The following is a 15678-nucleotide window of genomic DNA, read 5'->3' as shown; positions in this document are numbered from 1 at the left end:
CCAGTTGGCACGCCAGAATTCAGCCCATCAATGTTCAGGGCCGGAGGTATACGAAGGCATCGCCGGCGGCGCCTCTGGCATAGGCAAGCCTTCCCACCCGCCGCCCAGCGCCTTGGTGAGTGCCAGCGTGTCGCGGCGCAGGGCGCCATCGCTCTGGATCAGCGCGTCATGAGCTGAAATCTCGGCCGCGCGCGCGTCCAACACCGCACCGTAATCGACCAGCCCCGAGGCATAGCGTGCCTCCACCACCTGCGCCGCGCGGGTGGCATCGGCAAGGCCGCCCTGCAGGGCCCGGTTGCGCTCCTGCTCGCTGCGGATGCGGATCAGCGCATCCTCCACATCGCGCAGCGCGCCAAGGACGGCCTTCTGGTAAGCGTAATAGGCCTCATCGGCCTGCGCCTTGCGCTGGGCGACCTGCCCCTTGCGCTTGCCCCAATCGAGAATGGGGAACATCGCCTGTGCCTGCCCCGTCAGCTGCAGGCTGTCTCCGGTGAAGAGGTTGCCCAAAGCGGTGGAAATCAGCTGAGATGCGCCGGTGAGCGTAAAACGCGGATAGAGATCGGCCACGGCCACGCCGATATCGGCGGTCGCTGCCGCTAATTGCCTTTCGGCCATGCGCACATCTGGGCGGCGGCGCAGCAGATCCGACGGCAGCCCGGCGGGCACCTGCGGCGGCGCTGGCAAAGGCGGCGGCACTGCGGTCAGTTCGGCGATCAGCGTATCGGGCGTGCGGCCCACCAGCATACCGAGCCCATGCATCTGCGCCTTGCCCTCCGCGACGATGGGGGCAACGGCGGCCAGCGCCTGCGCCAGTTGCGCTCGCTGGCGGATGAAATCGCCTTGCGGGGTCAAGCCGGATTGGGCGGTATGGTCGAGGATGCCGAGGCGTTTTTCCTGCCGGTCCACCTCTTCACGCGCCACCTGTTCGCGGGCCTGAAGGGTGCGCAGTTGCAGATAGGCATCGACGATCTCGGCGATCAGCGAGAGTTGGGCATCGCGTGCGCTCCACACAGCCGCCTCGGCGCGGGCGCGGGCGCCCTGCACGCTGCGGCGGGTGCCGCCGAAGAGATCCAGCTCCCAGCTGGCGTCGAAGCCCGCCGAATAGACGGTGATGTCATCGCCCGGCGCGGCGATGCCGCTGGTCGAACTGTTCTGCAGGCCAGCGGAGGATGCCCCCGAACTGCTCCCGCCGCCCAGCAAGCTGGCCAGCGAAGACAGGCCGGCATTCTTGCTGAACTGCTCATAGGTGCTGCCCGCTGTGGCATTGACTTGCGGGAAATAGGCTGAACGCGCGACCCTTTCCTGAGCGCGCGCGCCGCGTATGCGCGCGGCGGCGGATTTGAGGTCGGGATTGTCCGCCAGCCCCATGGCGATCAGCCGTTCGAGCTCGGGATCGTGATAGGCGTGCCACCAGCCTTGCAGATCGGGCGTGGCTTGCGGCCCCTGATCTTCTGCGAAGGCAGCAGGCGTCGGGAGTTTTGGCACGCTGTAATTGGGGCCAACCGTGCAGCCCGCCAAAGCCAGAGGTCCAAACATGAGAATATGCCGCTTCATGCATGGCCTCCCGCGCTCTTGCCCTGGCGGATCAGCAAGCCCAGCGGCAGCACCAACAGCACAAAGATCATAAAACCGTGAAACACATCGATGTAGGACAGCATCTCGGCCTGCTGCTGCACCTGCCGGTAGATCACCGCTGTCGCCCCATCCGGATCGCTGAGCCCCAACGCGGGGCCTGCCTGGGTCACAGCCTCGGCGTAGTTGGGATTAAGCGGGCTCAACGTCTCGACAATGCGTGACTGGTGGAACTGGCCACGCTCGATCAGCGCGGCCTGGGTGATAGCAATGCCGAAGCTGCCCCCCAGATTGCGCGCCACATTGAGGATGGCCGAGGCATCATTCGTGCTCTCCGGCTTCAACCCTACATAGGCCGCCGTCTGGATCGGAATGAAGAGGAACGGCAACCCCGCCGCCGAAATCAGCCGCCCCATCGAAGCATCGTGAAAGCTGATCTGCGTGTTCCAGCCCGTCATATACCACAGGGCAGCGGCCTGAGAGGCGAGCGCCGGGATCAGCAGCAGCCTTGTATCGACCTTGCCTGCCAGCCGACCCACGATCACCATGGCCACCAGCGTGGCCAGACCGCCCATGGTCATCGCCATGCCTGCCGTGCTGGCATCATAGCCGAAGACCTGCTGCAGCATTTGCGGCAGGATGGCGGTGGTGCCGAACAGCACCGCCCCGGTGGTCAGCATAAAGGTGGTGGTGACGGCAAAATTGCGATTGGCCAGCAGCCGCAGATCGATGATCGGTTCCTTGTGGTTCAGCTCCCAGAACACGAGGCCCACCAGAGAGGTGCCGCTGATGATCGCGGTGGTGCAGATAAAACTGCTGGCAAACCAGTTGTCGGTCTCGCCGCGATCCAGCGTGATCTCCAGACAACCGAGGCCCAGCACGACCAGCAGGAAGCCGATGTAATCGACCCTGAGGCCGCCCTTCCCCCGCTCACGCCGCTCCTTCTCCAGCACCTTGGGCTCGGTTACGATAAAATGGACGAGGAAGAGTGAGAGGATCGAGACCGGCACATTGATCAGAAAGATCCAGTGCCAGCTGAAATTGTCGGTGATCCAGCCGCCCAATGTCGGGCCCAGCACAGGTCCCACCACCACCACGATGCCATAGGCGGCAAAGGCCTGCCCGCGCTTTTCGGGCGGAAAGGTGTCGGCCAGGATCGATTGCTCGGAAGGGGCCAAACCCCCGCCGCCCATGCCCTGAAAGATGCGGGCCGCTACCAGCATCGCCAGATTGGGGGCAAAGCCGCAGCATAGCGAGGAGATGCCAAAAAGCCCCACGGAGATCATGTAATAGCGCTTGCGCCCGATCACATCGGAGAGCCAACCCGAGAGCGGGATCACCACCGCATTGGCCACCAGATAGCTGGTGAGCACCCAGGTCGATTCATCCTGACTGGCCGACAGGCTGCCCGCGATATGGGTGAGCGAGACATTGGCGATCGAGGTGTCCAGCACCTCCATGAAGGTGGCCATGGAAATGATGCCGACGATCAGCCAGGGATTGCGCTTCCCGGCGGCGGAGCGCTCGTCGGTCCAGCCAGATGCCTGGGCCATCAGCGCACGGTCACGCGCGGCACGACCGACATGCCCGGGCCGATGACATAGGCGGGGTTGGGCCGGTTGTTGAAAAGGATGCGCACCGGAACGCGCTGCACCACCTTCACATAATTGCCCGTGGCGTTCTGCGGCGGCAGCACGGCAAAGGCCTGACCCGCGCCGCGCTGGATCGAATCCACATGGCCGGGGAAATCCACGCCGGGATAGGCATCGATGCGGATGCGCACCGGTTGGCCGGGCCGCATGTGGTCGAGCTGGGTTTCCTTGAAATTGGCAGTGACCCACAGATCGTCGGGCACGATGGCCAGCATCTGCTGGCCCGGCGCCACGTAGCTGCCAACATTGACCGAGCGGTTAACCACCTGCCCGTCGATGGGCGCGCGGATCGTGGTGTAGGACACTGTCACATTGGCCTGTTGTTGGCGCGCCACGGCGGCCTGCCGGTTGGCCTGCGCCGATTGCACCTCCTTGCGTGCGGCCAGCACATTGGCGGCGGCGCTCTCGATCTGGCGCCGGGCGGCCAGCGCCTGAGCAGCGCTGGCCTCGGCCTGCGCGCGGGCGGCATCGACCTGCGTGGGCGCCACGGCCATCCGGTCGCGCGTCTGCAGGTCAAGATAGCGGTGATAATCGGCCTGAGCCTTGGCGGCATTGGCGGCGGGCCCCAGCGCATCGGCCCGCGCCTGCTTCTGCGCGGCGATGGCGGAGAGCACCTTGGCCTGCGCCTGCGCTATCGCGGCATCGGCCTGCGACACGTTGGATTTGGCTTCCTGAAAGGTGGCGGCGGGGGTTTCCGGCTCGATCGTGGCCAGCAGATCGCCCTTACGGACATGGCGGTTGTCGGCGGCATAGACAGCAGTCAGGCGGCCCGTGGTTTGCGCGGCCAATCGCACGATATGGGCGTCGACAAAGGCGTCGTCAGTGTCCTCATACTGGCGCGCATCGAGCCACCAGAGAAAGCCGCCGATCAGCACGACGGCGGCAACACCGCCGCCCACAATCCAGAACATCGGGCGCTTGAACAGCGGGATTTCCTGTTCACCCTCGTCCTTGGAAGGCTGGTCTTTGGAAACCTGATTTTCCGATCCCTGCTGGGTATTGTCGTCGGAAGCTTCGCGCTTGGGCTCTTTGCTGTCGTCCGGCATATCAGTGCCGTTCCGGCCGGAAAGGGGATCGTCGGTGCAAGGCGTCATCCTTTCCGGAAAGCTTGGCAAGCCTATGGCAGGAAAAGGGAGCGGGCCGATTTGTTCCTTGATGAGCAAGCAACTGCACGCCAGTGACAATCCTTCGCGATGGCGCAGACGGGATTTGTAAGGATGAGGCGAAGCTGAAAAGCCCTTCCCAAGTGCCTAGCCCGGCACCACGATCTGCTCGATCAGTGTCTCAAGATCGACCAAACGAAAGGGCTTCTTGAGGATCGGATGCTGCCGGAAGCGCTCTTCAACGCCCATGGCGCCGTAGCCCGTCGCGAAACCGAAAGGGATGCCGCGCTCATCCAGCACCTCCGCCACCGGAAAGGAGCGAAGACCATCGAGATTGACGTCGAGGATCGCCAGATCCGCCTCCACCCGCCGCGCCACCTCCAGCGCCTCGGGCAGACGCATCGCGATCTCGACCACCTCATGCCCAAGCGAGATCAGCATGTCCTCGATCATGAAGGCGATGGTCATTTCGTCCTCCACGATCAGAATGCGGTAAGCCATGGACTCATTCATCCGCCACGATGGTCAGCGGCGCCTCGACTTCGCACACCAGCCCCTCGGGTTCAAAGCGCATCGCAACTGTGCCGCCCAACTCTCCGGCCAGGCCGCGCTCGATCAGCCGCGAGCCGAAACCGCGCCGCGCGGGAGGCGCGACGGGCGGCCCTGCACGTTCTGTCCAGACGATGCTAAGGGTGGGGAGACCATCGCACTGCGTTTCGCGCCAGTCGATGGTAACCACGCCCTGATCGTTGGACCAGGCGCCATATTTCACCGCATTGGTGCAAAGCTCATGCATGGCGAGCGACAAAGCCAGCGCTGTCTTGGGTGAAATCCGCAAATCCGGGCCGCTCAGGATGCGCCGCGCGGCATCGGGTTGATGAGGCTCAACCGCCTGCAGGATGGCCGCCTCCAGCGAGGCCCCGGCCCATCTTTCGCCGGTCAGCAGATCATTGGCGCTGGCCAGCGCCACCAGCCTTGCGGCGAATTGCTTTTGCGCGCTGCCCAGAGCTTCATCCTCGCGGAAGGTACGCATGGCGATGGCCTGAACCATGGCCAGCGTGTTCTTCACCCGGTGGTTGAGTTCATTGACCACCAGCCGCAAATGCTCATGGGTGCGGCGGCGCTCAGTCACATCGCTGGCCGCGCCGAACCATTCGGTGATCTCGCCAGCCTCATCGAAGATGGGCACGGCGCGCGAAAAGGTCCAGCCGATCGAGCCATCAGCCTGACGCACGCGATGCTCGCGCTGATAGGGGCGTTTCTGGGCGATGGCCTCGCGGATATCCGCCCCGATCTCCTCATGGTCCTCGGGGAGCAAATAGGCGTCCTGCCAATGAGGATCGGGCTCTCCAGTGCTGCGCAGGAAAGACCGTCCCTCCAGCTTCAGCATCGCGGACCAGTCTGGGGTGAGCTGGTAGATCACATCGGAGGACGCCTCGACCAGCGCGCGCAGCTTACGCTCGCTTTCGCGCACACGGCGTTCGGCCAGCACGCGGGCGGTGGTTTCCACCACAATGGCGATCACCCCAGCCGGCGCCCCGGATTCATCGAGCACCGGGGAATAGTCGAGATCCATCCACACCGGTTCAGGCTTGCCGTGGCGGTGGAGGGTCAGTTCATGATCACGATAGGCCAGCGTGCCGCCGCCGAGCCCCACGCGCATCACATTGTCGTTGAAATCGGCGATCTCGCCCCAGCCCTCGCGGACTCGAGAGCCGAGCAACTCCGGATGGCGCGCGCCGGCAAAACCGGAATAAGCATCGTTGTAGATCATGATGCCGTCCTGCCCCCACAGCAACACGATGGGCACTGGCGAAAGAAGAAGCATTTCGGTCACCGTGCGCAGGCTGTGCGGCCAATTGCTCAAGGGGCCGATCGAGGTCTGCGACCAGTCGAAATTGCGGATCAACTCTCCCAGCTTCCCGCCCCCAGCTGGGAAGAATCGTTCATGCCCAGCCATCACTATGCTAGCCTTTTTCTTGGGACCCAATGGTCTAAAGCCGCGCCCGTTTCCGATCAAAACGACATCGCTTCAAAGGTCAAGACGTTCCTGCCATGGAACAATTTCCCCTACTGTGTACCTTTGCCAATCGCGGAATGGATCGTTCAGCCCCCTCGCCCGTCACCGCGACGGTATCAGGCATTTTTGCTGTCTGAAGTGGCGGCCCCTGTTGCGGATGATCCCGCACAGGATTATGAGTAGGGGCCACCCCTGGAGCAGATTTGACGGTTCGCGACGACACTATGCATGCGCTCATTATCGAGGATTCCGTTCTCATTTCCATGATGGTTGAGGACCATCTGCGGGAACTTGGCTTCACCTCTATCGCCATCGTGGACCGCGAGAGTACGGCTATTGCCTCGGCCAGCCGCCAGCCGCCCGACTTTATTGCCGCCGACGACAGCCTGGTAGAGGGATCCGGCATCGATGCGGTTCGCGAGATTTGCTCCAAGCGGACCATCCCGACCGTCTTCATGCTCGGCGACCCGGAGAAGGCCCCGGAAAAGCATGCGGCGCCCCATGGCTACGTGGTGGCCAAGCCCTTTCTCTTCGATACGTTCAAGGAAGCCGTCGATGGCGCCTTCGCGCGCGTCGAGCGGAGCAACGGCTGACGCCGCAGCGCCTCTCAAGTCTTATCAGGACGTTTTTCCGTCGGGCGCTTTGGGTTCCGGAGCATCGGAAGGCACGGTCGTGTCCGACGCATCGGTCGCCGGTGCCGGTTTGGGGCCGCCGAACGATAGGATCAGGCGAAGCCCCATGACCAAAGCGTTCGGAGCGTGAGCGACGGCTGCCGGGTGATGGAGATATTGTGCGTCAGGCTGAAGGGCCAGCTGGGCGCTCAGTTTGTATTGGTAGCTCAGCTCGAACGAGGTTTCGGTGCGCGGCAAACCACTTATGCGGATCGCCAGAGGGCTGATCGAGGCTCGGGCAAACGCCAGGCCGAGCCGATCATCCTTGCGCGTGGGCAGCAGGCCCTTGCCGGTCACGCCGCCGCCCCAATAGCCATCGACCTGCTGCATCGAACCGGCTGCCCTGCCGAAACGCAGCCAGCCGGTCCAATGCGTCGAGCCGGGAAGCGCGCTTTCGGCTTCCATATAGAAACCCTGATCGTGGCGCGCAGTCACACCATCCAGCGTGGGGCGCGAAAGGCTGTAACGCCACAGGCCGATGGCCACCCGCCCCGTGTCCGACCACCGATAATCCACCTGTCCGATGGTGAGCGCGCCATCCATGGGCGCCAGCCTGGCCACCACAAAGGCACGGGGACGATCTGGATCACCCGGAACACCATCAAGGATAGCGACGCGTCCGGTCCAATGCTTGTTCGGCGTCCAGCTGACCCGCAACCCGAGCGAGGAAACCGGATAAATCGAGGGCCCGTTTAGCCCACTGCGCGCGATATCGGCACCGATCCCCTGTGATGAGTTCACCAGCCAGTTGGCCGTCACGATCGAATCGAAGTCGGCATTCACATCCATCAGCCCCGCGCGCAGGGCGACATTGTGCTCCTCCGAACCGAAGCGCTGTTCGATCCAGGCTTCAAACAGCCGGGTCATGGGCACGGCCTCGATGGCATCCGCCGTCTGGATGTCCCCCGTCCGGCTGCTGAGACCCGAGCCGGCATAGTTGAAAATCTGCGCGTGCAAGGCCAGCCCGGACAAACCCAGCCGGTCACCCGCCAGCGTGGCGGCCAGTTGCGCCCTGTTCATAGCCACGCTGGTGGGAGCCGCTCCCTTGGCGATCAGCCACCCATCCAGCGTGTCGCGAAAGGTTGCGGTCAAGACGGGCGGTGGCATATCGTCATCGGCAAGGGCTTTGGATGGACAGGCGATAAACACCACGATGGTCGCCAGCGCCGTCACGCTGATGGATGCAATCCACCGTGAGAAAGCGACAGTCGGTGGCGGTCCGGGCGCAAGGTGGTCCATGGTTTTTGACCGATGTCATGACAAGAGAATGCGATCGCCACACCGCAGCCCGGCAAACACCCTGGCTTTCGCGAAACGGAGCATGGTGGGCAAAGGTCCCTGGCCGCCCTTTGAGCCTGCCCCGACCCGGATCAGAGCCTTGCAGTCCGCTCACCTCATTTCTGCAAGCGAGCGACCGATCCCTTGCACCCTTTGACGTCCCCGTGGCTTTCAATTCCAACATCTGCTGGTGAAAGGATGCTGTGATGAGTGAGGAATCCCGCAAGGACCCGGCACTGAGCAACGGCCCGGGACATATGGTCGACAAGGACCCGCCCGCGCCCTCCACCCTGCCCGAGGAACGCGACAAGCCGGGTATGGACGAGAAGAAGCGTGGGGAGCTGGGCGCCTCCAAAGCAACGCCTCACACCGCCGATACCGATGTGGGGCACAAGCTCTGACGATGAGGGCTCACCATTGCCTTTCCCGCGCTCCGAGAGCAATCCATCCGAGGAAGAAAGCATGAGCAAGAACAGCAAAGATGAAGACCATCCCGCCGCCGGCAGCCCGGCGGGTGGCGGCTTCGAGAGTGTTCGGGTCAAACTTGACGATGCGCTCGAAAAAGATCGGGAAGACACCGAAGAGGCCAGAAAGCGCCTTTTGCACGGAGGCAACCGAGCGAATCAGACCCGATAACGCACGGCGCGCCAAACCTGTCATAGGGCGAGTGCACAGGCTGCTCGATAGTACCTAATGTTCCCATGCAAGTGGCTGGCTCCCGGGGCCAGCGAGACGGCCCCGGTCAGATTGCACGCTTTGCGCCACGGCTCCAGCAGTTCAAGGGCGCTCGCCTGCGTCGGCGCGTGATAGATGCGGATCGTCGCCTTGCGGTAACCCTCTGGCTCGGCGTCGAATACATTGGGTACGAAGCTTTGGGGATTGCCATCATACAGCGGAAACCAGCTGGACTGGATCTCCACCATGATCCGGTGCCCGGGCAAGAACACATGGCTCACGTTGGGCAGCGTCAGGCGATAGGTCAGCGCTGCATTGGGCGTGATGGGCTGGGCCTGCGAAAAGCCCTCGCGATAGCGGCCGCGCAGGATGTCCATCGCGATGGGCAGCTGATATCCGCCCATCTCCGGCTTTTCGGGCTTGACCACGAAATCGCCATCGCTGCCCTTGGTTGAGGGCACAAGACCGGCAATCCGGGTGCGCGCCAGCGTGAGCTGTGCCTCCAGCGGCGCGATCTGATAGATCAACACGTCACGGCAATCGGAAAAGGCCCGCTGGTTATCGACCGGCCATTGCCGCTATGTCGATCCCGGCGCATCCGTGGCGCACCGCAGGCGGGACCATCAACGCCACACTCTTGACCAGCAACTCGATGATACACATAGATTCCATTTCCTTTTGCTATCCCGAGCGGGGGGCATACCTATGGCTGCTCAAACCGGTTTTTGTGTGAAAGGCATGGGCTCAAATTCGGCAAGGAACCTGGCGGTCGATCATCGCTTCTCTTTGAAAACAGCCCTGCGCTTAGCGGAGCAGAGGAGCGGGATGATGCGAGACTTGAACGAGAAAGGCATGGCCGCGGTCGATGGCGCAGCGGCTCGCCAGGGCATCGATCATGATGCGGCGCTCATCCTCTTCGAGTCCCTTGAAAAAGGAGGTGGCCTCCAGGCCCAGTTTAACCATCCCGGTCTGGGTGGAATGGGCCAGTGGTCGCAAGGCGCGATGGCAATGGTCGGAGATATGTCGAATAACGACCTCAAACATCGCCTCGATGCTTTGTGCGTCGATTTTACGGCGATGCTCGCGGACGGCAGCAACTTCTCTGATCATCAGATGTCGCGCGACTATGAGCAACAAAGCGAGGAGCAAGATGTACGGCCTGTGTTCTTCCCAAAGCCGACGTCACTTAAATAGGTTTATCCAGTTGAAAGCAGGCATGGCTTTTATTGGATAATTTTTGAAACACTCACCGCGAGAAACTCAAAAAGCTGCAGCCGCCATGGGTAGGGCCTGGCATCACACCGTACTGTCATCAACTACCCGCACAATCCGAACAGCAACGGGGCAGTTCAGTTCTATTATGTCCACTCCCGCAGCGGCGCCGCACCGACCAGGCACCTTCTTCAACGGCCCACGAACCCAAGCATGATGCCGATCGTTAGCCCCTGAACAAGCATTCTGCTCAACGGAGAGCTTTGTCATGAAAAATCTCGTCTGGCTTGTTTTGCCCGCGCTAGCTTTGTCTGCCTGCCAGAAAGCGACCGATCAGTCAGCAAGTTCAAGCGGCGCGACCGAAGCCTCCTCGGTCACCCCCCAAGACGGCATGCCGACTATGAGTTCATCCTCAGCCGTAGGTGAAGACGCCGATGCCGCCCCTGGCAAGGATCCGGGCACGTATCTGGCCAAGGCCGGTGCCGGCGGCCTGTTCGAAATTGAAAGCTCGCGCGCCATCCTCAAGACCACACAGGACTCTCAGGTCAAGGCCTTCGCCCAAATGATGATCAAGGATCACGAGGCGTCGACCACCTTGCTCAAAAAGACGGCGAAAGCGGCGGATATCGCCGTCGACGCGCCCCGGCTGCAGCCAGCCCAGCAGCAGAGCCTCGATGCGATCAAGGCGGCCAAGGGCAAGGATGCCGACAAGATCTACCTCGACGCCCAGCGCGATGGGCATGCTTCGGCGCTAATGCTTCACAAGACCTATGCTGCGGATGGCAACAACGAGGCGCTGAGGGCCGCCGCCGCGCAGATTGTGCCAGTGGTGCAACAGCATATCACGATGCTGGACAAAATGGATAAGTGACGGCGAGGCGCCGCTGCCTCAGCAAGCCACACCAGCAAACGGTTGAATGCTGTATTCACGAAGAATCCCGGCACACATCGGCCCCTCGCCATCGGCCGAAAATGCTCATTGATGTCGCCCTATGGCGAACCTAACCTTCGATGCGAGTGACCTTATGGGCAAAATTGTCCATCTCCTCTAGAACAGAGGCGTGCCCGCGTAGCGGTTTTGCAATCGCTTTCACCAGTCCGGTATGGCCAACGTTCGGATAGCTTTTGCGCTCGACCGCCACACCCTGCCCGTGCAAGGCCTGCCCCAATGCATCGCCGTCGCGCGGCAAAACGAGCATGTCCTTGTCGGCAGTGGCAAGAAAGGTGGGCGGTGCATCGGCCCGCGCATGATGCACCCGTTGAGTCGAAACAGGATCGGCGACACCGGCAAAGGCGGTTTCGACGATCGGCCCCTTGAATGGCAGGAAGTGATAGGGCCCGGGGAGAAAGATCCGATCCGGATCGCCGCCCAGCTCTGGCGCCCGCGTGCGATCGAAGCTGTCCATGAAGAGGTAGGCCCAATCCCCACGAACTTCGTGACGGGAACGCCCGATGACGCGCTGATGGCCTATCAGCCCAGCGTGATCCTGCAAAAGCCGATTGACCAGACCTCACTTGTCCAAGCCTTTTGGACATTCAAGCGAGCCCGCCAAGCGGCACTCATGCAACACTCTGGCTGGTCCATCCTCGGCCTTGCGGCAGGACAACTGGCATTCGGTACCATGGCGGTCTAGACTTGCGCTACAGGCCCACCACGAGACCACCTATTTTATGAACCATGCCGCCCCAGCAGGGCCTTTCGATTCCGGCTTCCGGCCCGCTGGCACAGGCATGGCGCAGGCCATCCGTGATCTGGACTGGTCGAGGGAAGATGCCAACGCTCTTGGGCTGCTGCGCCCGGCGCTCTCGCTTTGCCTCGCCTCCAGCTTCCCGACCGCGATCTACTGGGGCGCCGAGCTGCGGCTGCTCTATAACGATGCCTGGTCAACAATCATCGCGGACCGCCATCCATCGGCACTGGGCCGCCACGCACAGGAAGTCTGGGCCGACATCTGGCCGATCATCGGCCCTCAGATGCAGCAGGTGATCGAGACCGGCGAGTCCCTTTCCCTGTTCGACCAGATGCTGCCCATGATCCGCCATGGCCGCCGTGAGGAGACATGGTGGACCTACAGCTTCACGCCAATCTTCGCCGGGGATGGCAGCGTTGCCGGCATTTTCAACCAGGGCCATGAAACCAGTGACCGGGTTCTGGAAGACAAACGCCAGAGGCTGCGACTTGCGCTGGACGAAGCCCGCCGGGCCCTGCCCGATCCAGCCGATTTCATAACCGAGGCTTCGGGCATGCTCGGCCGGCATCTGGCTGTCGAGCGTGTGGGCTATGCCGAAATGGATGAGACCGACACATTTGCGGTTATCCACCGGGACTGGACCGACGGAACCTTTCCCAGCCTGTGCGGAGCACTGCGGCTCGACAGTTTTGGCACCGCACTGGCTCGAGCGCTGCGCTCGGGCGAAACGATCCGTATCGACGATGCACTGGACGATCCGCTGACCCGTGGCGACGGCACGGAGCAGGCCTTTGCCGCCGTGGGCGTGCGCGCCACGATCGATGTGCCACTCATCCGCCATGGGCGGCTGACCGCCATTCTCTTCGTCCATGCCAAGGATATCCGTGCCTGGGCGGATCATGAGGAGGTCTTCACGCAGGAGGTCGCCGCGCGGATGTGGGACGCGGTGGAGCGCAACCGCGCCCACGCCCTGCTGCGCGAAAGCGAGGAGCGATACCGGCAGCTGCTCGCCGCCTCGCAGCGCCAGACGGGCGAGTTGCAGGCGGTGCTCGAAAGCATGCCGGATGGCGTCTACATCGGCGGGGCGCAGGGGATCACCATCGCCAACCAGCCCGCGCTTGAGCAGCTGGGCTTTGCCACGCGCGAGGAATTGAACCGCGACGTGGGCACGCTGGCCGATGAGATCATGACCCGCGATGCCGCCACCGGCGCGCCGATCGCCGTGGCCGATCAGGCCTTTTCCCGCGCATTGGCCGGGGAAAAGGTGATCCGCGATGTGATTGTGCGGCACCGCATCAGCGGCGAGGAGCGGATCGTGCGCTCTGCCGCCGCGCCGGTGAGGATCGACGGGCAGGTGATCGCGGCGGTGGCGGTCAACACCGATGTGACCGAGCGCCGCCGCGCCGAGGCCGATCTGCGGCTGCTCAATGAAACGCTGGAGGCACGGGTCGATGCCGCGCTGGCCGAGCGGCGGCTGTGGGCCAGCATCTTTGAAACCTCCGATGCGTTGATCAACGCCCTCGACAGCGATTACCGCTTTCTGGCCTTCAACTACGCCTATGCCGAGGCCTTCGCGCGCAATACCGGGCAACGCCCCGTGATAGGGGCGAGTCTGCTTGAGTATCTGGGCGATGATCCCGATCATCACAGCGCTCAGGCACGCTGGTCTCGCGCGTTGTCGGGCGAGGATTTCGCGATGGTCGAGCGGTTGGGCACGCCTGGCCCCGATGAACACCATTACGAACTGCGCCTCAACCCGCTGCGCGACAAGGATGGCGCTGTGATCGGTGCCTTCCAATATGGCATCGATGTAACCCAGCGCCTGCGCGATGCCGCAAGGCTGGCCGAGACCGAGGAAGCCTTGCGGCAAAGCCAGAAGCTGGAAGCCATGGGCCAGCTGACCGGCGGCGTGGCGCATGATTTCAACAATCTGCTCACCCCAATCATTGGCAGCCTCGATCTGCTGCAGCGGCGCGGCATCGGCGATGAGAAGGCCCAGCGCCAGATCGGCGCCGCGCTGCAATCCGCCGAGCGGGCCCGGGTGCTGGTCCAGCGCCTGCTGGCCTTTGCCCGGCGCCAGCCGCTGCAGCCCGCCCCGGTCGATATCGCGGGCATCATCGAGGGCATGGCCGAGCTGATCGCCAGCACATCGGGGCCGCGCATCCGCATCGAGGTCGATGTCGAGCGCGGCCTGCCCCCGGCATTGGCCGATGCCAATCAGATCGAGATGGCCATCCTCAATCTGGCGGTCAACTCGCGCGATGCCATGCCCGAAGGTGGGCGTCTCGGGATCACCGCCCAGGTGTGCGAGATCTGGGCCGATCATGCCAGCCGCCTTGCTGCCGGGCGCTACATCCAGCTGGGCGTCTCGGACACCGGCACCGGCATGGATGAGGCGACGCGGCTGCGCGCCGTCGATCCCTTCTTCAGCACCAAGGGCATCGGCAAGGGCACTGGTCTGGGGCTCTCGATGGTGCATGGGCTGGCCCTGCAGCTGGGCGGAGCCTTGACCATCACCAGCCGGCTCGGGCTTGGCACGCGGATCGATCTGTGGCTGCCGGTCGCGCAAACCTTGCCTGGCACGCTGGCGCAGATCAGTTCGCAGAACACCGAGGCGGCGAGCGGCACCATTTTGCTTGTCGATGACGACTGGATGGTGCGCGCCAGCACCGCCGATCTGCTTGATGAACTGGGCTATGAGGTAGTCGAGGCCGCCTCCGCCGAGGAAGCCCTGACGCTGGTGAGCGAGGGGCTGAGGCCCGCCATGCTGCTGACGGACCATCTGATGCCCGGCCTGACCGGCACGGATCTGGCGGCGCGCATCCGTGAGGTCATGCCATCCCTGCCGGTGCTGGTCGTGTCAGGCTATGCTGAGGATTCGGGAATTCCGGCCAGCCTGCCGCGCTTGATCAAACCCTTCCGACAGGAGGAATTGAAAGCGGCCCTGACAGGTTTGGCAAGAGGGTAAGACGCCCCGCCAAGCACACGTCAATGGGTTTTCAAACCGTTGCTTCTTTTGGGGAGTTGGCATGAAATCGCTGTCTGCGGTGGTTGCCGCCGCAGCCTGTGCCTCCGCGCCGGCCGTGTCTGCCTCCGATGCCTCGGTCGAGGCTCCGATCGAGTCCATGATGGACAGCTTCAACAATGGCGATAGTGGTCTGTGAGGGCAAACCATGTGGCTGCGCCGACGATCGTCGACAATGTTTCCCCATTTGCCTGATCCGGGCCCAGTGCCTTCGACCGCTGACTGGCCGCCGTCGGCAAGGCGGAAGCGGCAGCAGGCAAGACCGATGGCATGGTGACCTTCACATCGGTGGTCGATAGATCCTCAGCGGTGACCGCCCTTACTGTCGGGCGCCCAGCATCTACGGCTACAAGCAATAGGGCCGCGACATTCGCGAAATTGGCTACACCTCCTTTGTTCTGGCCAAGATCGGAGCTGAATGGAAGGTGGAAGCGTGGAGTTAGCCGATCCCAACGAGTGTCCCGGCAAAATGATCGAGGGGACGTGTCAGGCGTAGGAGCAATGCGCCCACGCCAATCCGCAAGCAATCTCAGACAGGGAAGAAGTGAGTGATATCGCTGACAAGCCGGTGCTTCGGGGCTCATTTGCGATCGTGGAAGGCAGGCATTGTCCACTCAAGACGCAATGATTGTCCTCTTGCAAAGAGCAACGGCAACGATTGGCACCGTCGGGTGTTAGAAACCCATAAAACACGATCGAGGATGACCATGGCCCAGCCTTTTCCAGCATACTCCTCGATCCCTGCCCACCATCGTCTGGTCCCCGCAGCATGAACCTCG

The 15678-nt window shown here is 62.9% G+C and carries 17 protein-coding genes; 8 read left to right on the top strand and 9 right to left on the bottom strand.

Annotated elements, in window-relative coordinates; genetic code table 11:
* Positions 1-27: 27 nt before the first annotated feature.
* From SR3_RS14035 to SR3_RS14015, 5 genes are all read right to left on the bottom strand, one after another.
* Positions 28-1554, bottom strand: coding sequence for an efflux transporter outer membrane subunit (locus SR3_RS14035; RefSeq protein WP_084455561.1), 1527 nt, complete (start codon positions 1552-1554; stop codon positions 28-30).
* Positions 1551-3125 (bottom strand): DHA2 family efflux MFS transporter permease subunit, encoded by a 1575-nt coding sequence (locus tag SR3_RS14030; protein ID WP_068087097.1) that lies wholly within the window; start codon positions 3123-3125, stop codon positions 1551-1553. Before SR3_RS14030 ends, SR3_RS14035 begins: the two co-directional genes overlap by 4 nt.
* On the bottom strand, positions 3125-4270 hold the full coding sequence (locus SR3_RS14025) for an HlyD family secretion protein (RefSeq protein ID WP_068087245.1): 1146 nt from the start codon (positions 4268-4270) through the stop codon (positions 3125-3127). The genes SR3_RS14030 and SR3_RS14025 overlap by 1 nt, the downstream gene beginning before the upstream one ends.
* Before the next feature lie 204 nt (positions 4271-4474).
* Positions 4475-4828, bottom strand: coding sequence for a response regulator (locus tag SR3_RS14020; RefSeq protein ID WP_068087094.1), 354 nt, complete (start codon positions 4826-4828; stop codon positions 4475-4477).
* Positions 4829-4832: 4 nt separating this feature from the next.
* Complete coding sequence (locus SR3_RS14015; protein WP_068087091.1) at positions 4833-6287, bottom strand: sensor histidine kinase; 1455 nt, start codon at positions 6285-6287, stop codon at positions 4833-4835.
* A 263-nt stretch (positions 6288-6550) separates the two neighbouring features.
* On the opposite strand from SR3_RS14015, the gene SR3_RS14010 reads away from it, so the two are divergent.
* A complete protein-coding gene (locus tag SR3_RS14010; protein WP_157098849.1) occupies positions 6551-6940 on the top strand; it encodes a response regulator in 390 nt (129 codons plus the stop codon).
* Between the two features lie 24 nt (positions 6941-6964).
* Here the strand turns inward: SR3_RS14010 and SR3_RS14005 are convergent, their stop codons facing one another.
* Positions 6965-8191 carry a carbohydrate porin gene (locus tag SR3_RS14005; protein ID WP_068087086.1) on the bottom strand — a complete coding sequence of 409 codons (1227 nt, stop codon included), beginning with the start codon at positions 8189-8191 and terminating at the stop codon, positions 6965-6967.
* A 311-nt stretch (positions 8192-8502) separates the two neighbouring features.
* On the opposite strand from SR3_RS14005, the gene SR3_RS14000 reads away from it, so the two are divergent.
* Both SR3_RS14000 and SR3_RS31310 read left to right on the top strand, forming a co-directional pair.
* Complete coding sequence (locus SR3_RS14000) at positions 8503-8697, top strand: hypothetical protein (protein WP_068087083.1); 195 nt, start codon at positions 8503-8505, stop codon at positions 8695-8697.
* 61 nt (positions 8698-8758) lie between these two features.
* Complete coding sequence (locus SR3_RS31310; RefSeq protein WP_157098848.1) at positions 8759-8932, top strand: hypothetical protein; 174 nt, start codon at positions 8759-8761, stop codon at positions 8930-8932.
* Positions 8933-8952: 20 nt separating this feature from the next.
* On the opposite strand, the gene SR3_RS13990 is transcribed toward SR3_RS31310, so the two are convergent.
* Complete coding sequence (locus SR3_RS13990) at positions 8953-9501, bottom strand: CocE/NonD family hydrolase C-terminal non-catalytic domain-containing protein (RefSeq protein ID WP_084455558.1); 549 nt, start codon at positions 9499-9501, stop codon at positions 8953-8955.
* Between the two features lie 175 nt (positions 9502-9676).
* Here SR3_RS13990 and SR3_RS32090 point away from each other — a divergent pair, with 175 nt between their 5' ends.
* Both SR3_RS32090 and SR3_RS13980 read left to right on the top strand, forming a co-directional pair.
* A complete protein-coding gene (locus SR3_RS32090; protein WP_174549151.1) occupies positions 9677-10165 on the top strand; it encodes a hypothetical protein in 489 nt (162 codons plus the stop codon).
* A 286-nt stretch (positions 10166-10451) separates the two neighbouring features.
* Complete coding sequence (locus SR3_RS13980; RefSeq protein ID WP_084455557.1) at positions 10452-11054, top strand: DUF4142 domain-containing protein; 603 nt, start codon at positions 10452-10454, stop codon at positions 11052-11054.
* Between the two features lie 130 nt (positions 11055-11184).
* On the opposite strand, the gene SR3_RS13975 is transcribed toward SR3_RS13980, so the two are convergent.
* On the bottom strand, positions 11185-11589 hold the full coding sequence (locus SR3_RS13975; protein WP_068087069.1) for an alpha/beta hydrolase: 405 nt from the start codon (positions 11587-11589) through the stop codon (positions 11185-11187).
* Positions 11590-11646: 57 nt separating this feature from the next.
* On the opposite strand from SR3_RS13975, the gene SR3_RS31860 reads away from it, so the two are divergent.
* The 3 genes from SR3_RS31860 (at position 11647) to SR3_RS32645 (ending at position 15038) form a co-directional block, all read left to right on the top strand.
* Positions 11647-11817: a hypothetical protein gene (locus SR3_RS31860; protein WP_169805638.1), complete on the top strand. Its 171-nt coding sequence runs from the start codon at positions 11647-11649 to the stop codon at positions 11815-11817.
* A 37-nt stretch (positions 11818-11854) separates the two neighbouring features.
* The gene (locus tag SR3_RS13965) at positions 11855-14842 is read left to right on the top strand and encodes a PAS domain-containing protein (protein WP_068087056.1); all 2988 of its coding nucleotides are present in this window, start codon (positions 11855-11857) and stop codon (positions 14840-14842) included.
* A gap of 61 nt (positions 14843-14903) precedes the next feature.
* The gene (locus SR3_RS32645; protein WP_281198724.1) at positions 14904-15038 is read left to right on the top strand and encodes a hypothetical protein; all 135 of its coding nucleotides are present in this window, start codon (positions 14904-14906) and stop codon (positions 15036-15038) included.
* A gap of 441 nt (positions 15039-15479) precedes the next feature.
* Here SR3_RS32645 and SR3_RS32195 read toward each other — a convergent pair.
* A partial coding sequence (locus SR3_RS32195; protein ID WP_218018828.1) for a hypothetical protein occupies positions 15480-15678 on the bottom strand: 199 nt, incomplete at its 5' end.

The organism is Novosphingobium rosa NBRC 15208 (assembly GCF_001598555.1).
Classification (GTDB): Bacteria; Pseudomonadota; Alphaproteobacteria; order Sphingomonadales; family Sphingomonadaceae; genus Novosphingobium; species Novosphingobium rosa.
The sequence above is the reverse complement of the archived record's forward strand: the minus strand, read 5'-3'. Positions and strand labels throughout refer to the sequence as shown.